Annotated in this window: 13 protein-coding genes; 4 read left to right on the plus strand and 9 right to left on the minus strand. The window is 74.4% G+C overall.

Annotated elements, in window-relative coordinates:
* Positions 1 to 10 precede the first annotated feature (10 nt).
* A complete protein-coding gene (locus WMF43_RS06580; protein WP_437678304.1) occupies positions 11 to 1,021 on the minus strand; it encodes a LysR family transcriptional regulator in 1,011 nt (336 codons plus the stop codon).
* Positions 1,022 to 1,280: 259 nt separating this feature from the next.
* Between WMF43_RS06580 and WMF43_RS06585 the strand changes: the two genes are divergently transcribed.
* Positions 1,281 to 2,294: a zinc-dependent alcohol dehydrogenase family protein gene (locus WMF43_RS06585; RefSeq protein ID WP_437678306.1), complete on the plus strand. Its 1,014-nt coding sequence runs from the start codon at positions 1,281 to 1,283 to the stop codon at positions 2,292 to 2,294.
* 37 nt (positions 2,295 to 2,331) lie between these two features.
* Here WMF43_RS06585 and WMF43_RS06590 read toward each other — a convergent pair whose 3' ends face one another.
* The 3 genes from WMF43_RS06590 to WMF43_RS06600 all read right to left on the minus strand — a co-directional run bounded on the left by WMF43_RS06590 (position 2,332) and on the right by WMF43_RS06600 (position 5,353).
* Positions 2,332 to 3,504 (minus strand): aminotransferase class V-fold PLP-dependent enzyme, encoded by a 1,173-nt coding sequence (locus tag WMF43_RS06590; RefSeq protein ID WP_437678308.1) that lies wholly within the window; start codon positions 3,502 to 3,504, stop codon positions 2,332 to 2,334.
* 23 nt (positions 3,505 to 3,527) lie between these two features.
* Positions 3,528 to 3,746: a hypothetical protein gene (locus WMF43_RS06595; RefSeq protein ID WP_437678310.1), complete on the minus strand. Its 219-nt coding sequence runs from the start codon at positions 3,744 to 3,746 to the stop codon at positions 3,528 to 3,530.
* A gap of 131 nt (positions 3,747 to 3,877) precedes the next feature.
* A complete protein-coding gene (locus tag WMF43_RS06600; RefSeq protein WP_437678312.1) occupies positions 3,878 to 5,353 on the minus strand; it encodes a phytoene desaturase family protein in 1,476 nt (491 codons plus the stop codon).
* 313 nt (positions 5,354 to 5,666) lie between these two features.
* Between WMF43_RS06600 and WMF43_RS06605 the strand changes: the two genes are divergently transcribed.
* The 3 genes from WMF43_RS06605 to WMF43_RS06615 are packed head-to-tail and all read left to right on the plus strand — an operon-like array spanning position 5,667 to position 9,543.
* The gene (locus WMF43_RS06605; protein WP_437678313.1) at positions 5,667 to 7,469 is read left to right on the plus strand and encodes a sensor histidine kinase; all 1,803 of its coding nucleotides are present in this window, start codon (positions 5,667 to 5,669) and stop codon (positions 7,467 to 7,469) included.
* Complete coding sequence (locus WMF43_RS06610; RefSeq protein ID WP_437678315.1) at positions 7,466 to 7,891, plus strand: response regulator; 426 nt, start codon at positions 7,466 to 7,468, stop codon at positions 7,889 to 7,891. Before WMF43_RS06605 ends, WMF43_RS06610 begins: the two co-directional genes overlap by 4 nt.
* Positions 7,888 to 9,543 carry a response regulator gene (locus tag WMF43_RS06615; RefSeq protein WP_437678317.1) on the plus strand — a complete coding sequence of 552 codons (1,656 nt, stop codon included), beginning with the start codon at positions 7,888 to 7,890 and terminating at the stop codon, positions 9,541 to 9,543. Before WMF43_RS06610 ends, WMF43_RS06615 begins: the two co-directional genes overlap by 4 nt.
* A gap of 57 nt (positions 9,544 to 9,600) precedes the next feature.
* On the opposite strand, the gene WMF43_RS06620 is transcribed toward WMF43_RS06615, so the two are convergent.
* The 5 genes from WMF43_RS06620 to WMF43_RS06640 form a co-directional block, all read right to left on the minus strand.
* Entirely contained in the window at positions 9,601 to 9,876 is a 276-nt protein-coding gene (locus tag WMF43_RS06620) for a GIY-YIG nuclease family protein (protein WP_437678319.1), read from the minus strand.
* The gene (locus WMF43_RS06625) at positions 9,873 to 12,314 is read right to left on the minus strand and encodes a tetratricopeptide repeat protein (protein ID WP_437678321.1); all 2,442 of its coding nucleotides are present in this window, start codon (positions 12,312 to 12,314) and stop codon (positions 9,873 to 9,875) included. Before WMF43_RS06625 ends, WMF43_RS06620 begins: the two co-directional genes overlap by 4 nt.
* An 11-nt stretch (positions 12,315 to 12,325) precedes the next feature.
* Complete coding sequence (locus WMF43_RS06630; RefSeq protein WP_437678322.1) at positions 12,326 to 13,174, minus strand: SDR family oxidoreductase; 849 nt, start codon at positions 13,172 to 13,174, stop codon at positions 12,326 to 12,328.
* 271 nt (positions 13,175 to 13,445) lie between these two features.
* Complete coding sequence (locus WMF43_RS06635) at positions 13,446 to 14,390, minus strand: hypothetical protein (protein WP_437678324.1); 945 nt, start codon at positions 14,388 to 14,390, stop codon at positions 13,446 to 13,448.
* A 217-nt stretch (positions 14,391 to 14,607) separates the two neighbouring features.
* Positions 14,608 to 17,544, minus strand: a complete 2,937-nt coding sequence (locus WMF43_RS06640; protein ID WP_437678326.1) for a protein kinase domain-containing protein — start codon at positions 17,542 to 17,544, stop codon at positions 14,608 to 14,610.
* Positions 17,545 to 17,584: the final 40 nt, after the last annotated feature.

Raw genomic sequence — 17,584 nt, forward strand, 5'->3', positions numbered from 1 at the left:
CTCGCCCGACCTACGCCGTCCTCACCCGGCTCGAGCGCGCCCGCCCCGAGGATCGCCCCCGCGATCCCGACCCGCTCCGCCCGTCGTGTTTCCCGGCGCCGTTCGCGCGAGCCGCGGCCTTGCCGTCCCCGGGGGCCCCGCTCCGGAAGATGCTCGCGACGAAGTCCAGGAACACGCGCACCTTCGGGACAGCGTGTTTGTGGTGCGGGTAGAGCGCGTAGATCGGCCTCGGCTCGGGCTCGTGGTCGCAGAGCACCAGCTCCAGCGCGCCGCTCCGCAGGTCGTCCGCGACGAAGTACTCGAACACCTGGATCAGCCCGAGGCCCGCGCGCGCCGCCTGCCGGAGCGTCTGCCCGCAGTTCACGTGCAGCCTCCCGACGGACGTGACGCTCACCGGCCCGGTCCTGCCGCTGAACCGCCACGGCATGGCCGTGCCGCCGGAGAGGTACCCGATGCAGGCGTGTTTCTCCAGGTCGGCGACCTCCCTGGGCCGCCCCCGCCGCGCGAAATAGCTCGGCGCGCCCGCCACCACCAGGCGCACGCTCCCCAGCCGCTTCGAGACGAGCTCGGACTCCCTGAGCTCCGCCATGCGCACGACGACGTCGACGCCCTCGGCGATCGGGTCGATCAGGTGGTCGCGCAGGCTGAGGTCGAGCGAGACGTCGGGGTACGCCTCGAGGAACGAGGGGACCGCCGGGCCGAGCATGAAGTCGCCCAGCACGAGCGGGGCGTCGACGCGCAGGCGCCCCCTCGGCGCGCTGCGCGCGCGCGCCATGGCGAGGTTCGCGTCCTCGAGCTCGGCCAGGATCTTCTGGCACCTCTCGTAATAGGCGGCGCCGTCGTCCGTGAGGCTGATGCTCCGCGTGGTCCGGTTGAGGAGCCGGACGCCGAGCCGCTCCTCCAGGCGCGCGACGACGCGGCTCACGCCCGAGGGCGTCAGGCCGAGCTGCTGGCCGGCGCGCGTGAAGCTGCGCGCGTCGACGACGCGCGTGAAGACGCCGATCTCGCTGAACACATCCATGGCGCGATAACGTCGCCGATTGTTGACGGGGCGTCAAAAGAGCCGTGAGGCATACCCAGTCGCCCCGCGCGCCGGCGACACCCATACTCCCTCCCATCGCGAGGACGCGCGGCGACCGCCGCCGAGCGCTCGTCCGCGCCGCGGCGCTCGGCGCCCGTGGCCCACCGGACCACCGGCGTCGCGCAGGAACAACGTCATGTCCGCCCGGCGGGCGTGGGCGCGAGGCCCTCGCGCGCCGGCCGGAGGAGCAGGAGCCCACATGAAAGCATGGATCGTCGAGGGGAAGTTCGGTATCGCGTCGCTCAAGCTCGCCGAGCGCGAGACCCCGAAACCGCGGGCGGGCGAGGTGCTCGTGCGCGTGCGCGCCGCCTCGATCAACTACCGCGATCTGATGGTGATCGACGGCATATACAACCCCGCGCAGCCGCTGCCGTTCATCCCCGTGTCCGACGGCGCCGGCGAGGTCGTCGCCGTCGGCGAGGGGGTCTCGCGCGTGCGCGTCGGCGACCGGGTCGCCGGGGCGTTCATCCAGGGCTGGCCCGGGGGGCGGGGCGCGCCGGAGGTGATGCTCGGCTCGACGCTCGGCTCGCCGCGCGACGGCGTGCTCGCCGAGTACGCGCTCTTCGACGAGGGGGGCGCCGTCGTCCTGCCGAAACACCTCTCGTTCGAGGAGGCGTCGACCTTGCCCATCGCCGGCGTCACCGCGTGGCGCGCGCTGTTCGTGGACGCGGCGGTGCGCGCGGGCGACACGGTCCTCGTGCAGGGCACGGGCGGCGTCGCCGTGTTCGCGATCCAGCTCGCGCGCGCGGCGGGCGCCCGCGTCATCGTCACGTCGAGCAGCGACGAGAAGCTCGCGCGCGCCAGGGAGCTCGGCGCGCACGACACGATCAACTACAACACGACGCCCGCGTGGGACGAGCGCGCCCGCGAGCTGACCGGCGGGGCCGGCGCCGATCTGGTCATCGACGTGGCGGGGAGCACCCTCCCGCGCTCCGTGAACGCGCTCCGCCCCGGCGGGCAGGTGAGCCTCGTCGGCCTGCTCGCCGGCGCGACCGCCCAGGTGGATATCGTCCCCATGCTCCAGAAGAAGGTGCGTATCCAGGGCATCTACGTGGGCAGCCGCGAGGACTTCGACGACCTGAACCGCGCCCTCGCGCAGCACCGGATCCGCCCCGTCGTGGACCGGACGTACACCTTCGAGGAGGCGCCGGCGGCGATCGCGGCGCTCCGGGGCGGCGCGCACTTCGGCAAGCTCGTCATCCGCGGCGCGTGACAGGCTCGCTCCGGCGCGCGGAGCGGCCGAGGCGGCCTCACGCCGCCGCGAGGGCGCCGAGGAAGCGGTCGATCTCGGCCTCGTCGTTGTAATAGTGCACCGACGCGCGCACCAGATCGGGCAGGCCGCGGGCCTCGAAGTCGAGCCGCGTCCCGCCCACGGTGGAGACGCTCACGTGGATGGCCTGCGCGCCGAGCCGCGCCTTGACCGCGGCGGCGTGCTCGCCGGCCTTGGTGAAGCTGACGATGCCGCACCGCTGCTCGCCGAGGTCGCGCACGGCGACGCCGGGGAGCTCGGCCAGGCCGGCGCGCAGGCGCTCGGCCAGCGCACACACCCGATCGCGGATCGCGGGCAGGCCGAGCTTCAGCGCGTACTCGACGGCCGCGCCGAGCCCGAGCCGGCCGGCGACATAACTCTCCCAGTTCTCGAAGCGCCGGGCGTCGGGGCGCACCGTGTACTGGTCCGGCGCGGTCCAGGTGGCGGCGCGCAGGTCGAGGAACGGCGGCTCCAGCCGGTCGAGCAGCGCGCGCCGCACGTAGAGGAACCCGGTGCCGCGCGGCCCGCGCAGGTACTTGCGGCCCGTCGCCGACAGCATGTCGCAGCCGATCGCCTCCACGTCGACCGGGAGCTGCCCGACCGACTGACAGGCATCCAGGAGGAACGGCACGCCCGCCGCCCTGGCGCGGCGGCCGATCGCCTCGGCCGGGTTCACGAGGCCGCCGTTCGTCGGGACGTGGGTCACCGCGATCAGCTTCACCCGCTCGTCGAGCAGGCGATCGAGCTCGCTCAGCGAGAGGGCGCCGCTCTCGTCGCTCGGGACAGGGACGATCTCGGCGCCGGTGCGGCGCGCGACCTGCAAGAACGCGATGTAGTTCGAGGCGTACTCGGCCCGCGCGGTCAGGATGCGGTCGCCCGGGCGGAAACGGAGGGCGTAGAACGCCATGTCCCAGCCGCGCGTCGCGTTCTCGACCAGGGCGATCTCGTCAGGGTCCGCGTGGATCAGCCGGGCGATCGCGCCGTACACCGCCTCGAGCCGCGCGTGCGCCTCCTCCTCGGCCTCGTAGCCGCCGACGGCCGCCTCGCGGCGCAGGTGCTCGACGACGGTGTCGACCACCACGGCGGGGGGCAGCGAGGCCCCGGCGTTGTTGAAATGCACGAAGCTGGCGCAGGCCGGGGTGTCGCGGCGCAGCGCGGCGATATCCATCGTCATGAAGGCTCCATCTCCGGGGGCCGTCAGCGCACGCCGACGAGGCGCTGCATGATGCGCTGGAACTCGGGGACCGAGATGTTGATGTGCTCGACGACGCGGCCATAGAGCGTGGCCGTGGGCACGTTGCGGCCGCCGAACTCCTTCTCCAGCTCGGCGAGCTTGAAGAGGATGATGCGCTCGGCGCGGGTCAGCCCGTCGCGCACGTCGGGCAGGTCGTCGAACGGGGATCGATTCCAGGGCATGTCGGGCTCCGCTCAGGAGGTCATGTCAGGAGGTCATGGCAGCGGGCCGGGACGCGGGCCCGGCCATCCAGGAGGTGATCTGTGGCACGCGAGGCCTCCCCTGGGCGAGGCCCCCGCGCGAGGCCTCGCGCCTACCCGCCCGGCGGGGGCGGCGCCGCGCGCTCCGCCGTCGCGAGGGCGGGGGCGGGCCGCTGGAACACGCGCCGGAGCGCGGCCGCGGCGGCGTGGTAGCCGCACATGCCGTGGACGCCGCCGCCGGGGGGCGTCGAGCTGGAGCACAGGTAGATCGCCGGGCTCGGCGTGGCGTACGGGTCGAGCTGCGCGACGGGGCGCGTGAAGAGCTGGGTCCAGTCGTTGGCGCCGCCGGAGATGTCGCCGCCCACGTAGTTCGCGTTGTAGCGGGCGAGATCCGCCGGCGCGTGCACGGCGCGCGCGCGCACGAGGTCGCGGAAGCCGGGGGCGAAGCGCTCGATCTGCGCCTCGATGCGCCCGGTCATGTCGACGTCACAGCCGGGCGGCACGTGGCAGTAGATCCAGGCGGTGTGTTTGCCGGGCGGCGCGCGCGTCGCGTCGAACAGGCTCTGCTGCGCGACCAGGCAGAAGGGGCGCTCCGCGGGCGCGTCGCGGCTCACGACCCGCTCGGACTCGGCCACCTCGTCGAGGGTGCCGCCGACGTGCACCGTCGCGGCGAGCGCGGCGCCGGGCGCCTTCCACGGGATGGGGCCGTCGAGCGCGTAGTCGATCTTGAACGCGCCGGGGCCGTGGCGGAAGCGCTCGAGGCGGCGGCGGAAGCCCGCCGGCAGCCGGTCGCCCGCGATGCGCGCCATGGCCGCGGGCGCCGTGTCGAAGAGGTAGGCGCGCGCCGCCGGCAGCTCGTCGAGCGACGCCACGGCGCGGCCGGTCTCGATCGTGCCGCCGCGCGCGCGCAGGATGGCGGCCAGGGCGTCCACGAGCGCCTGCGAGCCGGTGCGCACCATCGGCCAGCCGGCCGCGTGCGCCCCGAGCGCGAGCACCAGGCCGAACGAGGCCGAGAGCAGCGTCTCGAGCGGCAGGAACGCGTGCGCCGCGCAGCCGCCGAACAGCGATCGCGCCGCGTCGCCGCGGAACGTGTCGCGCGCGAGCCCCGCCGCGGATCGGAGCGCGGAGAGGCCGAAGCGCGCGAGCAGCAGCGGGTGGCGCGGCGGCAGGCGCAGCGGCCCGAGCAGCTCGCCGAAGAGCGCGCCCTCGCGGGCGAGCAGCGGCGCGAACAGGCCGCTCCAGGCCGCGGCGTCCTCCTCGCCCAGCGTCTCGGCCATGCGGTCGAGGTCGCGGTGGAGCAGGCCGGCCCGGCCGTCGGGCAGCGGGTGCGCGAGCGCCACCTCCGGGTAGATCCAGGTGACGCCGTGCTCGGCGAGCGGAAGCGTCCGGAAGAAGGGCGAGATCACCGCCGTCGGGTGGATGGCGGCGCAGACGTCGTGCCGGTACCCGGGCCCGGTGAGCTCGGCCGTGCGCGAGCCCCCGCCGAGGGTGTCGCGCGCCTCGACGACGTGCACCTCGAGGCCGGCCCCGGCGAGCGCGACGGCCGCGGCGAGCCCGTTCGGGCCCGCTCCGATCACGATGGCGTCCATGACCCGACGTCCGCGGCAGCCGCCATGAGGACGTGGGTTATCCGATCGCCGCGGGGAGGGGAAACGAAAAAGGCGCGGTGCGGCGGCGTGGCGGCCTCTGCCATCCACCACCCTGCCACGCCTGCTCCGCCATCGTGTCATCCACCTGGTAAGTCGGCCGCGCCGGTCGCCGAGCTCGGCAGGACCAGCGCAGCTCGCTCGATGCCGGCGCTCCGGATCCGGTGCTAGAGAAGAGGGTAGGTGCCTGATGACCCCTGGACGGGCGAGGCCGTCCAGGGGCGGACAACCATGGCGGGAACACCGAAATTCCGTGATGTCTTCCACCACAAGCTCGAACTCCAGGATCCGCTGGCTGCTCCTCGTCGTCCTCACCGCTGCAGTGCTCGTCTCCTCCTCGCTCTATTCCTTCCGCAGCTTCTCTCGCTCGACGGCGCTCGTGCGCCGGACTGCCGTGCTCCAGATCGAGCTCGAGAGGTTTCTCTCCTCGCTGCTCAACGCCGAGACGGGCGAACGCGGCTATCTCTTGACCGGTGAGGAGGAGTTCCTGGAGCCGTATCAACTCGGCATCACCGAGGCGGAGCACCGGATCGACCGCCTCCGCGAGCTCATGGCGCACGACGAGGAGCGGCTGCGGGCGCTCGACGGCCTGGAGACCCTGACCGATCAGTGGCTCGCGCTCCTGGCGAGGCGCGTCGACCTCCGGCGGCTGGGGCAGGTGGAGACGGCGCTCGACCTCGCGAGCAGCCGCCTCGGCAAGCAGACGATGGACACGATCCGCGTCCGCGTCGGCGAGATCGTCGACGCGGAGGAGGCGGAGCTCAGGCGCCGGCGAACGGAGGTCGAGCGGAGCGATCGCGTCACCGTGTTCCTGGTGAGCAGCTCGGGCGGAGCGCTCGCCCTGGCGCTCGCGGTCGGGGCGGTGGCGTGGAAGACGGCGGAGCAGCGGCGCCGCTCGGACGCCGAGCGCGACGAGGTGCTCGCGCAGCTGCCGGTCGGCGTCGCGCTCGCCGAGGCTCCCACCGGGGCCATCGTGTACGCCAACGAGAGCATGCGGCAGCTCGTGGGCGAGCTCGACCTGCTCACCGACGGCGCGCCCGCCGGCGAGCGATCCTGCGCGCTCCGCCGCGCCGACGGCCAGCGCTACGTGTCCGACGAGCTGCCGCTCGTGCGGGCCCTCCGCGGCGAGGTCGTCCCGGACGAGGAGATGGTGACGTCGCGAGGCGCCGGTGAGGTCTGGATGCTGGCGAGCGCCGCGCCCGTCCACGACGCCGGCGGGGGGCTCCGCTTCGGCGTCGTCGTCGCCAAGGACATCACCGAGAAGCGGCAGGCGGAGCGCTCCCTCGCGCAGGCCAACGAGGCGCTCGCGCGCCTCAACGCCGAGCTCGAGCGGCGCGTGGCCGAGCGGACGGCGGCGCTCCAGCAGGCGAACACGGAGCTCGAGGCGTTCAGCTACTCGGTCTCTCACGATCTGCGGGCGCCGCTGCGCGCTGTCGCCGGCTACTGCCGCATCCTCGAGGAGGACTACGCCGCCGCCTTCGACGACGAGGGGCGCGACACCCTCTCGCGCGCCATGGCCGCGGCGACGCGCATGGGGCATCTCATCGACGATCTGCTCGCGCTGTCGCGCCTCACCCGCGCCGAGGTGCGCCGGGAGCGGGTCGACCTCAGCGAGCTCGCGCGCGCCGTGATCGGTGAGCTGCGCGAGCGCCATCCGTCGCGGGAGGTCGACGTGCGGATCGAGGGCGGCCTGGTCGACCAGTGCGATCCGAGGCTCATCCGCGTCGTGCTCGAGAACACGCTCGGAAACGCATGGAAGTTCACCTCGAAGCGCGAGCGCGCGGAGATCGAGCTCGGCGCGGCGCGGCGCGACGAGGGGGATCGCGCCTACTTCGTGCGCGACAACGGCGCCGGCTTCGACATGAAATACGCCGAGATGCTCCTCGCGCCGTTCCAGCGGCTCCACGCCGCCTCGGAGTTCGAGGGGACCGGGATCGGGCTGGCGATCGTGCACCGCGTGATCGCGAAGCACGGCGGCCGGGTGTGGTTCGACGCCGCGGTCGGGCGCGGCGCGACGTTCTATTTCACGCTCGGCACCTCTCCATCAGGTGAAGCATGAACCACGGCGCCATCCTCTTCGTGGAAGACGACCCGGACGACGCGCACCTCACCCAGCGCGCGCTCCGCAAGGCCGGGATCAACAGGCCCATCGTCCACGTGTGGGACGGCGAGGCGGCGCTCGACTACCTGTTTCCGCAGCAAGGTAGCCCCCCGGAGCTGCCGGCCGTCGTCCTGCTCGATCTCAAGCTGCCCAAGGTCGGCGGCGCGGAAGTGCTGCGGCGCATCCGCGCCGACCAGCGCACGCGGCGCCTGCCGGTCGTCGTCCTGACCTCCTCGAAGGAGCGGCGCGACCTGGAGCACTGCTACGACGCCGGGGTGAGCAGCTATGTGTGCAAGCCCATTGGTATGCACGAGTTTCAGGAAGCAGTGCGGAGCCTGGGTCTGTACTGGCTGATGCTCAACGAGGAGCCCCCCGCATGAGCGAGAGCAGGCCCATCCGCGTGCTGATCGTCGAGGACTGCGAGGACGACGCGCGGCTCGTGTGCGCCACGCTGCAGCGCGGCGGCTATACGCTCTCGCGGCTCCGCGCGGTGCAGACGGCGGGCGGGCTCGCCGAGGCGCTCGAGGAGGACTGGGACGTGATCCTCTCCGACTACCGCCTCCCGAGCTTCACCGCGCGGGACGCGCTGGCGATCGTCCAACAGAGCGGCAAGGACATCCCCTTCATCGTCGTCTCCGGCAGCATCGGCGAGGACATCGCGGTCGAGATGATGAAGGCGGGCGCGCACGACTATTTCCGCAAGGAGAACATGGTGCGCCTCGTCCCCGCGATCGAGCGGGAGATCGCCGAGCGGCGGCAGCGCGACGCCCGGCGCGCGCTCGAGCGCGAGCGCGACGCGCTGCTCGAGAACGAGCGCAAGGCGCGCGCCGACGCCGAGGCGGCGAACCGGCTGAAGGACGATTTCCTCGCCACCCTGTCGCACGAGCTGCGGACGCCGCTCAACGCGATCCTGGGCTGGGCGCAGCTCTTGCGCTCGGAGAGCGTCGCGCCCTCGCTCCAGCGGCTGGCGCTCGAGGTGATCGAGCGCAACGCGAAGGCCCAGGCGCAGCTCATCGAGGATCTGCTCGACGTCTCGCGCCTCAGCAGCGGCCAGCTCGCGCTGGCCGTGAGGGACGTGGATCTCGGGCGCGCCGTCCAGGCGGCGGTCGACGCCATCCGCCCCGCCGCCGCGGCGCGGCAGGTCGAGCTCCGCGTCGTCCTGGATCCGCAGGCGGTGCCGGTCGCCGGCGATCCGGAGCGGCTGCAGCAGGTCGCCTGGAACCTGCTCTCGAACGCGGTCCGGTTCACGCCGGCGGGGGGCCGGGTGGAGGTCGCGGTGACGCGCGAGGGCAACACGGCGCGGCTCGAGGTCCGCGACACGGGCGAGGGGATCTCGCCCGGGTTCCTCCCCCACATCTTCGATCGGTTCCGGCAGGAGGACAGCAGCATGACCCGCGCCCACGGCGGCCTGGGGCTCGGGCTGTCGATCGTGCGCCAGCTCGTGGAGCTGCACGGGGGCGCCGTGCGCGCCGAGAGCGACGGCAAGGGCCGGGGGGCGACCTTCACGGTGACGCTGCCCGTCCGCCAGCCGTCGTCGCGCGCGGCGGCGCCGGGGCGGCCGAGGGAGGCCGTGCAGCTCGACGGCGTCCGCGTCCTCGTGGTCGACGACGACGACGACGCGCGCGAGCTCGTGAGCTACGTCCTCGAGGATCGCGGCGCCGAGGTCGTCACCGCGTCGTCCGCCGAGGAGGCGCTGCGCTTGATCCGCGCGCAGCCCCCTCACCTCCTGCTCAGCGACATCGGGATGCCCGGGATGGACGGGTTCGAGCTCATCCGGCGGGTCCGCGCCCTCCCGCCGGAGGAAGGCGGCGTCGTCCCGGCGATCGCGCTGACGGCCTACGCGGGCGTCGAGGACAGCCGGAAGGCCATGCGGGAGGGGTACCAGATGCACCTCCCGAAGCCGGTCTCGGCGTCGCGTCTGCTGCGAATCATCGCGGATCTGGCCAGCTGGCGCGAGGAGGCCGCGGGCGACGAGGGCGCCGCGCCGGGTCTGCGGCGCCCGGGCTCCGCGGTGGAGATCGATCCGGAGTAGCTCTCGTCTCCGGGCTGGTCTCGGTTGCCCGGTCTCGCCGCCAGCTGGCCGCGCGCCTCAGCCTCTCCCGGAGGCGAGCGCCCCTTGGCGGGCCGCGAGCGCTTCCTTCCCCGCGCGCCCCAGCCTGCGGATCGCCGCCTCGCGCCGCAGCGCCTCCCCTTGGTCGGCCGCCGCCTCGACGTGCACCAGCGCGAGCGGCCCCCGGCCGCGCGTGTACCGCGCCCCGCGGCCGGCCGCGTGCTGCGCGAGGCGCGCCTCCACGTCGCGCGCGATCCCCGTGTAGAGCGACCCGTCGCCGCAGCGCAGGATGTACACGTGCCAGCCGGCGGTCACTCCTTCGGCCCCTCGTTGTAGCCGCGCGGCCGGTACTTCGGGTCCACGCCGCCGTGCTTCGCGCCGTTGTCGAGCGTGTCGGTCGCGAGGTACGCGAGCCACGTCCCCGGGTGCTCCTCCGCGAGCCGCCGGAGCTCCTCCTCGTGCGCCGTGAGCCGCTGCTCGTCGTGCAGGCACTGCAGCGCGAGCGCGACCAGGCTGAGCTCGTTCGGGCCGAGCTCCATCCCCCGCACGTAGTGCGGGAAGGCCTCCTCCGCGCGGTGCATGCGGCAGAGCGTGTCGCCGGTGTACACGTGGGCCATCGGCCACGTCGGCGCGAGCTCCAGCGCGACCTGGCTCGACGCGAGCCGGCCCGGCAGGTCGCCGCGGGCGCCCTTCATGACCGAGTAGTTGAGGTGCGCCTTCGCGCTGTTCGGGACCGCCTTCTTCGTCGCCTCCCAGAACGCGAGATCGTTCCGGTAGTCCATCGCGTGCCGGTAGGCCTGCACGCACTGGAAGCCGAGGAACAGCAGGAACAGCGCCGGCGTGACCCAGGCCGTCCACGGCCTCGCGCGGGGGCCGGCCGCCGCGCGCGGCGGGGCCTCGCGGTACGGCGTGAGCGCGCTCGGCGCGGCGGCCGAGGAGGGCGCCGACGGCGCGGGCGCCGTGCCCGCGAGCGCCTCGTGGAGCCACGAGAACGCGACCGCGAGGACCAGCGACGAGCCGATGGCGGGGAAGTACCAGAAGCGCTCGGCGCGCACGGTCGGCAGGACGACCGGGATGTTCGAGTGCGGGAAGTAGCTGACCACGATCCAGGTCAGGCCGATCGCCGCGACGCACAGCCCGGCGTAGCCGCGGCGCAGCGGGACCCAGGCGCTCCGGTCCGCGGTCGCGGGGCAGGGGAGGGGGCGCGCGCCCTCGACGAGCAGCCCGAGGCCGAGCAGCAGCGGCGGCAGGAACGGCAGCGGCCAGAGCACGAGCGGCAGCGCCCGGAGCGGCGCGAGGCGCCCGGCCGGGCGCAGCACGTGCCAGTCGTACGCCGCGAGCCCCGCCGCCGCGAGCGCGAGCAGCGCCCCGACGAGCAGCAGCGACCACCGGCGCGACGTCGCCTGCCCGCCGTCGACGAGGAAGGCGGCGCGCACCGAGCGGCGCTCCCCCCGCTCGCGGTGCTCGCGGCGGAGGGCGGCGATCCAGAGCGCGAGCGAGCCGAGCGGCGGCAGCGCCATCATCGCGGCGCCGGCGACGCTGCCGAAGAAGAACAGCCGCTCGGGCGCCGGCTCCTGCGGGTACGAGTAGTCGCCGCTGAGCGTCCACGGGAACACGATCTGGGTGAGGCCCCGCCAGTAGACGCGCAGCGCGCCCGCGACCCGGTGCGCCGTGTCCGCGACGCTGAGCGGGTTGTTGAGCGGGTCGCGCGGCAGGGGCGCCTGGTGGAACCAGACGAGCACCTCGTGGAGCGCGCGCCGGACGAGCGGCGCCCCGTCCGGGAGCGGCGCGGCCAGCTCGGCCGGCATCGGCGCCGGGAACCAGCGCCGCCGGAGCTCGACGTAGAGCACGAACGCCGCGCCGGCGGCGAGCAGCGCGATCAGCGCCCGCACGACCCGCGCCGGGCGCGTGGGGTGCGTGAGCGGCGCCGCGATGAGCGCGGCGAACGGGATGAGCGGCACGCAGACGAGCGCGCTCTCCTTGGAGAAGAGGCCGAAGAGCACGGCCGCGAACACGCCGAGCGGCATCGCCCACGCGGGCAGCGCGAGGGCGGCGAGGGCGGCGATCGCGCCCATGCCCCCGAGCACGTCGGCGATGCCCACGATGCCGCTCACCGCCTCGGTGAGCACGGCGCAGGCGACGAACACGAGCCCGGCGAGGTAGGCGAGCCCCCGCCGGCGCGTGAGCCAGAACGCGACGCAGGTGAGCAGCGCGCCGTTCGCCGCGTGGAAGAGGACGTTGTAAAAGTGGTGGAAGAACGGCTGCTTGGAGACCACCCAGAGCGCGCGCCAGAGGAAGTTCGGCATCGGGCGGTACGACCCGACGCTCCGGTCGGGCGGCAGCCCCCAGAAATCGCGGTGGATCGCGTCGAGGAAGCGGAGCCCGCCCTTCGCGTTCACGTACGGGTTGGCGAGCAGCGCCTCCTGCTCGTCGAAGATGTAGTTCGTGGCCGGCGAGCGGACGAAGAGGAGGATGGAGATCACCGCGAGCGGCGCGAGCGCGGACCAGAACGTCGGGTCGCGCCCGAGGAAGTAGCCGCGCACGTGCCCGAAGACCCGCCCGAGGAGCGACGGCTCGGTCGGGACGGCGGACGACGGCGGCGCGGAGGACGGCGGCGGCGCGGAGGACGGCGGCGGGAACGGCGGCGCGGACGAGGGGGGCGCCGACGGCGGCGGCGAGGACGACGGCGCGCCCGGGGGAGGACCCGGCGCGTCCGGCGCGCCAGCGGAGGGCGAAGGAGAATAGATAGGCACGCCCGGCTCCTTTAGCCCTTGTCCGTCGGCGGGGCGCCCGGCGCGCCCTCCGGCTCGGGGATCAACCAGAGATCGCCCCAGAGCGGCTGGCCGCCGTCGACGCCGTAGACGGCGCCGGTGATGAAGTCGTTCTGGTCGCTCGCGAGGAAGACGATGAGCCGCGAGACCTCTTCCGGGACGGCGAGGCGCTTCAGCGGGGTCGCGCGCCGGGCGAGCTCGAGCATCGCCTCGCCGTACTGGGATGTCCCGCTCGATCGGATGTTGTTGCCGGGCGCGACGGCGTTGACGCGGATGCCCAGCGCGGCCCACTCGACGGCGAGCGAGCGGGTCAGGTTCTCGACGCCGGCGCGCGCGGCGCCGGTGTGCGCCATGCCCGGGAAGCCGCGGCTGACGCACGCGGTGACGTTCACGATGCGGCCGCGCTGCGCCGGGATCATCGCCCGCCTCGCGACCTCGCGCGTCATGAAGAAGGTGCCGTTCAGGTTGTTGCGGACGACCGCCTCCCAGCCCTTCGGGGTCATGTCCATGGCGGGGCTCGGGAACTGGCCGCCGGCGTTGTTCACGAGCACGTCGATGCGGCCGAAGCGCGAGAGGACCTCGCCGACGAAGGCGGCGATCTGGTCCGGCTCGCGGATGTCGCAGGGCGCGGCGAGCACGTGGCCCTCGGGGACGCCGTCGCCCGCGAGCGCCTTCGCCGCCGCCTCGAGCTTGTCGGCCTTGCGGCCGCAGATCGCGACCTTCGCGCCGAGGTAGGCGAGCTCGCGCGCGCAGGCGAGGCCGATCCCGCTGCCGCCGCCGGTGACGAGGGCGACCTGGTTGTCGAAGAGTCCTCGGGCGAAGATCGAGCGCACCTGGGTCACGCCCCGCGTTTACAACGGGTGAGGGGGCGGCGCCATAAACTGGGGTTGACCGGCGCGGCCGGCGCCCGAGGCAGAACGGCGGAGGCGGCGCCGGGGGGAGGGGCCTGGGGGGAGGGGTCGGGGGCGGAGGGGCGCGGGGCCTCGCCGGCTGTCGACCGGGGGCGCCTCGCCGGCGCTGGCGAGGCGGGATGCGCGGCGCGGCGTGGGATCACGCCCCGCGTCCGGCGCGGCGCGTCGCTCCGCAGGCCGCGTCACGCCGTGAGCGCGGCCCTCACGGGTCGCAGCCGATGCGCTCCGCCCCGAGCGCGAGATCGTCGTACCAGAGGTTCTTGGCGCCGCCGTGGTACTTCTCGAATCCGAGCTTGAAGAGCTTGTAATCGTAAGGGCCCCAGTTCGTGACGTGGAGCGCGTCGACCTCGGCGTCGTCCACGAAGACGCGCACCTCGCTGCCAGGCCCGTTGTAATAGAACTCGAGGCAGTACCAGGTGTTGGCCTCGAGCCTCACGCCGCCTTCGCACTGGTACGTCCCGCCGTTCGAGAGCTTCTCGGCGTCGTCGGTCTTGCGGTTCAGCTCGAGCTGACACTGGTGCTCGCCGATGCGGATGTGCTCGCCGCCGTTGGGATCCCCGTCGCCGGTCGTCGCCGCGACATAGGTGTTGTGGCCGGACTGGATGGCGGTGTCGCTCTTCATGTAGACCCGGCCCCAGAACGTGCTCGGCACGGCGATGCCGAGCATCTGGCTGAAGTCCGTGCCCGACACCTTGATCGAGCGCGTCCCGCTGTGACCCGTGCTGTCCAGCGTGACGAAGGAGCTCGCGCGATCGCGCAGGTACGCGGGGAAGAACTGGAGCTCGGAGGGCAGCGCGTCGCCCTCGAAGTCCGAGCAGAAGATGTTCGCCGCGGCGCACCCGCCGGAGCCGGTCGACGTGCCGCCCGTCCCGGTCCCCGTCGTCGCGCCGCCGCCCTGACCGCCGCCCGTCGTGCTGGTGGAGGTGGAGAGACCGCCGGTGGTGGAGGTGCTGCCGGTGGTGGTGGACGGGCCGCCCGTGGTGGACGCGCCGCCGGTGGTGGACGGGCCGCCCGTGGTGGAGGCGCCGCTGCCGTCGGAGCCTCCGCCGGTCATGGCGGAGCCGCCCTCCGGGTCATCGCCGCACGCGGCCATCGGCGCGAGCGCGAGCACCGCAAGAAAAGCAAAGGAACGCGCAGAGAAAGACATGCAGAAGATCTCCTCACAACAGGGCACTCGAAGGGCCCAAGCGATGCGCGCGATTCTATCACAGTCGACCTCGCCCATGGCAGCGTTGCCGACCGAGTGAAAATGTCCGACTCGGCTGGATATCAGGCCGCGCAGAGGCGGAATGCCGGCGTCTGGAACGATCGGCGCGAGATCGAGGGCGACCCGAGCGGGCGGCGTCCGGACACCCTGGGCCTCTTCAGCGCGGCCCCGAGGGCCGCTTGCCGAGGGCGGCGAGCCGCGCGCGCGCCTCGTCCGCGGTGATCGACCGCGGCCGCGCGCGCCCCCACCGCGCCACGACCGCGCCGTAGGCCTCCGCCGCGCCCGCGGTGTCCCCCGACGCCTCGAGCGCCTGGCCGAGGTAGCGGTGCGCCTGGACCATCGTGAACGGCTCGAACAGCGCCACGCACGACCGCGCCACGCGCCGCAGCGGGGCGATCGCCTCGCCGGCCTTGCCCGACAGCGCGTACACCTTGCCGATCGTGAGATCGAGCGACAGCCACCGCCACCGCTCCGGGGGGAGCGGCTGATCCGCCGGGATGGCGCGGAGGGCCTCGGCCGCCTCCTCGGGCGTCTCCACGGCGGCGGCGTGGGCCTCGGCCCAGAAGGCCCAGCGGGGCTCCGCCTGCTGCGCCTGCGCGCCGGCGCGCCATTTCGACTGCACCCGCGCGATCCAGGCGGCGCGCGCCTCGTCGAACGCCGCCTTGGTCATCGAGGCGGCGTGGTAGCTGTAGGGCAGGAAGGCGATCGTCCAGTCGCCCGTCGTGGCCGGCTCGTGCCAGGCGCTCATGCGGTGGAGGAAGTCGTCGGCGACCCGCCCCGCCTCCCGGGGCATGCCCATCTCCCGGTAGAGCCGCGCGAGCTCCAGGGCGGGGCTCGCGTGCACCTCCTGCTCGGTCCTGCCCGCGACCTCGCGCTGCCAGTCGCGGGCGAGCTGCACGGCCTGCTCGAAATCGCCGTCCAGCGCCGCGATCGCCGCCCGATCGCGCAGCTCCTTCCACCGCCGATCCCTCTCGACCTCGAGCGTCCAGCTCTGCTGCAGCGCGAGGAGCACGCTCTCGCGCGGGGCGCTCCTCGCCTGCAGCGCGAGGGCGAGGTGGCGCGCCGCCGAGGCCGCCCCGGGGTCGATCGACATCCAGCGCCGCGCGTCCTCCTCGACGCCCTTGCAGTCGCCCTGCCGCGCGAGGAGGCGGACGCGGTTCGAGAGGCAGAGCGTCGCGCCCGGCGCCGTCTCGGCGCAGTCGCGGTACGCCTCGAGCTCCGCGGCGACGTCGCCCTTCATCCCGAGCGACTCGCCCTTGTGCACCCAGGCGACCACGTAGCCCCGGTCGGCCGCGATCGCCCGGTCGTAGGCCTCGATCGCCGCGTCGAACCCGAGCCGGGCGTGCCGCGCGTTGCCGAGGTACACGAGGAGCTCCGGGTCGGCCGGGAACCGCGCGATCGCCGCGTCGAGCCGCCGCTCCCAGGCCGCGGCGTCCGACGGCTGGCGCACGTAGGCCTCCGCCGCGTCGAGCAGCGCCGCGTCGCGCGCGTCGAGCGCCGCGCGGTGGCGCAGGGCGAGCTGGAACTCCTCGCGCGCCTCGATCGGCCGCTGCCGGAACCGCCAGAGCGCGAGCCGGAGGTGGCCCGCGCTCAGCGCGCGGTCCGCGGCGACCGCGCGCGCCATGGTGCGGTCGGCGACGTCGGGCGCGCCGTCGCGGAACGCCTGGAGCGCCTCGCGGTAGAGCGTCGCGGCCTCGGGGACGTTCGACACGGGGCGCGGCGCCGCAGGGTCGCCCGTGGGCGCGGCGATCGCCGTCGGCACGGGGGGCGCCGTCGTCGCGGCCTTGTCCCAGCGCCGCAGCGCGATCGCGACGCCCGATCCCACGGCGAGCGCGGCCGCGAGCCCGGCGATCGCGCCCCACGGCAGGGCGCCGGCGGGCCGCGTGGGCCCGGTCGCGGCGGTCGCGGCGGGCGCGGAGGCGGGCGTCGACCCCGGCCCGGAGGACGCCTGCGCCGGTCCGGAGCCCGCGCCGATGGGCCGCGCGGAGTACGCCTGCACGGGGTCGGGGTAGCGCCCCGGCGCGGCGTCGCGGCCGCGCGCCGGCGCATCGACGGGCCCGGGCACGGTCGGCTCCAGGGCGGCGGCGCCCGCGGGGGGCCGAAACGCGGCGGCGCCGCCCTGGTGCTCCGCCGTCGTCGCCGCCGCCTGCGCGCCGGGCGAGACGCCCTCGGCGGCGAGCAGCGCGTCCCAGAACGCGCCCGCGTCGGGGTACCGCTCCCTCGGGGCCACGCCGAGCGCCCGCAGGAGCACCCGCTCGACCGGCTCGGGCGCCGCGGCGCCGCGCCCGCGCAGGGTCGGGCGCCGGTGCGGGTCGACGGCGGCCGAGTAGAGCGCGGCCACGCTGTCGCCCTCGAGCGCCGGGCGCCCGGTGACGAGCTCCACGAAGACGAGCGCCAGCGCGAAGACGTCGGTCCACGGCCCGGTCGCGCCGAAGCGCCTGTCGAACTGCTCCGGGGCGCCGTAGCGGGGCGTCAGCACCGGCGTGCCCGCGGTGGTCGCCGCGAGCGCCTCGGTGGGCGAGAGGGGCTCGAGGAGCACCTTGGCGATGCCGAAGTCGAGCACCTTGAGGGAGCGCCGGCCGCCGGCCTCGGCCAGGAAGAGGTTCTCGGGCTTGATGTCCCGGTGCGCGATCCGCTGCGCGTGGGCGACGGCGAGGGCGCGCGCGGCCGGATCGAGCAGGGCGATCGCCTCGCGCCGGGAGAGCGCCCCGCCGCCGCCGGCGCGCAGGCGCCTGAGGTGGCTGGCCAGGGTGTCCCCGTCGAGCCACTCGAGGACGAGATAAGGCACCTTCGCGCCGCTCGCCGCGGTGAATGCGCCGATGTCGAGCGCCTGGACGATGGCGGACGAGAGGCGCGAGAGCTGGAGGAGCAGCCTCCCCTCGCCCCGGAGCTGCCGCACGAGATCGTCCTGCGCGGCTGGCGAGAGCTCGGCCGGGAGCCTCAGGCACTTGATAGCGATCGCCGCGCCGAAGCCCTCGTGGACTCCCCGGTACACGACGCCGAAGCCGCCCGCGCCGACCACCGAGAGGACGCGGTACTTGCCGTCGATGGTGGTGCCGCAGATCCGAAACGGGTCGTGCTGCGGATCCGACATCGGCCCGAGGATACTCCGGAGCTCGCGCCGGCGAGATCCG

This window comes from Sorangium sp. So ce131 (assembly GCF_051519095.1).
Taxonomy (GTDB): Bacteria; Myxococcota_A; Polyangia; order Polyangiales; family Polyangiaceae; genus Sorangium.

What these genes read in the sequence shown, in the direction of transcription:
- WMF43_RS06580 (WP_437678304.1), bottom strand. Translation starts at nt 1,021, where the DNA reads ATGGATGTGTTCAGCGAGATCGGCGTCTTCACGCGCGTCGTCGACGCG.
- WMF43_RS06585 (WP_437678306.1), top strand. Translation starts at nt 1,281, where the DNA reads ATGAAAGCATGGATCGTCGAGGGGAAGTTCGGTATCGCGTCGCTCAAG.
- WMF43_RS06590 (WP_437678308.1), bottom strand. Translation starts at nt 3,504, where the DNA reads ATGACGATGGATATCGCCGCGCTGCGCCGCGACACCCCGGCCTGCGCC.
- WMF43_RS06595 (WP_437678310.1), bottom strand. Translation starts at nt 3,746, where the DNA reads ATGCCCTGGAATCGATCCCCGTTCGACGACCTGCCCGACGTGCGCGAC.
- WMF43_RS06600 (WP_437678312.1), bottom strand. Translation starts at nt 5,353, where the DNA reads ATGGACGCCATCGTGATCGGAGCGGGCCCGAACGGGCTCGCCGCGGCC.
- WMF43_RS06605 (WP_437678313.1), top strand. Translation starts at nt 5,667, where the DNA reads ATGTCTTCCACCACAAGCTCGAACTCCAGGATCCGCTGGCTGCTCCTC.
- WMF43_RS06610 (WP_437678315.1), top strand. Translation starts at nt 7,466, where the DNA reads ATGAACCACGGCGCCATCCTCTTCGTGGAAGACGACCCGGACGACGCG.
- WMF43_RS06615 (WP_437678317.1), top strand. Translation starts at nt 7,888, where the DNA reads ATGAGCGAGAGCAGGCCCATCCGCGTGCTGATCGTCGAGGACTGCGAG.
- WMF43_RS06635 (WP_437678324.1), bottom strand. Translation starts at nt 14,390, where the DNA reads ATGTCTTTCTCTGCGCGTTCCTTTGCTTTTCTTGCGGTGCTCGCGCTC.
- WMF43_RS06640 (WP_437678326.1), bottom strand. Translation starts at nt 17,544, where the DNA reads ATGTCGGATCCGCAGCACGACCCGTTTCGGATCTGCGGCACCACCATC.